Annotated in this window: 1 pseudogene; it reads left to right on the top strand. The window is 56.0% G+C overall.

The features are described from left to right. A pseudogene (locus QZR30_RS27855) lies at positions 1 to 968 on the top strand (IS3 family transposase); the annotation flags it as partial.

Raw genomic sequence — 968 nt, 5'->3', positions numbered from 1 at the left:
CTTTAAATTATCGGTCGTAGACCAGATCGAAAAGGGCGAGTTGAGTTATAAAGAGGCTCAACGGCGCTACGGCATTCAGGGCCGGTCCACGGTACTGGTCTGGCTACGCAAGCATGGCCGGCAGGACTGGAGCCAAGGCGCCTCAATTCGAGAACCGAGGAGCAGGTCCATGACCGAGCCAACCCTCCCGCTGACCCCCGAGCAGCGGATCAAAGAGCTCGAAGAACAGCTGGCGCTAAGCAATCAGAAAGCGCAATTCTTCGAAGCCGTCGTGAATGTTCTGAAGAATGACTACGGTGTTTCCATCGTAAAAAAGCGACCCGGCAAGTCCTCTCGCAAGGGCAAATCCAAGGCCTGAGCGTCACCAGGGCTTGCCTGTTCATGGGCATTTCGCGCCAAGCGTATTACCAACGCAATCGGGCTTTCGACGAGAGGGCTCGTCAAGATCAAGAAGTCATGGACTTTGTTCTTGAAAAGCGCCGCCGCCAGCCGCGGATAGGCACGCGCAAGCTGCATTACCTGATGAGCGTCGAAGTCGGCGCATCAGTGCGGGTCGGCAGAGACCGCCTGTTTAGCATCCTGCGCAACGCTCGAGAACTGGTTGTGCGCAAACGGGCTTACCACAAAACGACAGACAGCCATCACCGCTTTCGCCGCCATCCTAACCTGCTCAAAGCGGGTCAGGAGCAGATTGTGGCCAATAGGCCAGAGCAGGTCTGGGTTGCAGACATAACCTATCTGCCGACACAGGAAAGCGTGGTTTATGTGAGTCTGGTGACAGACGCCTACTCGCGCAAGATCGTAGGCCATCATGTGCATGAGAGCTTGCATACCGAGTCGGTGATCAAGGCGATGGAAAAGGCAGTTGGCGAACGCCGAAGCACGCTGCCACTGATCCATCACTCAGACCGCGGAGCCCAATACTGCTCTGAACGTTATCAACGTTTGCACGCTAGTCATGGCATCAG

Source organism: Pseudomonas sp. rhizo25 (assembly GCF_031931935.1).
In the GTDB taxonomy this organism is placed as follows: domain Bacteria; phylum Pseudomonadota; class Gammaproteobacteria; order Pseudomonadales; family Pseudomonadaceae; genus Aquipseudomonas; species Aquipseudomonas synxantha.
Note: the sequence above shows the minus strand (reverse complement) of the source record. Positions and strands in the feature narration are given on the sequence as shown.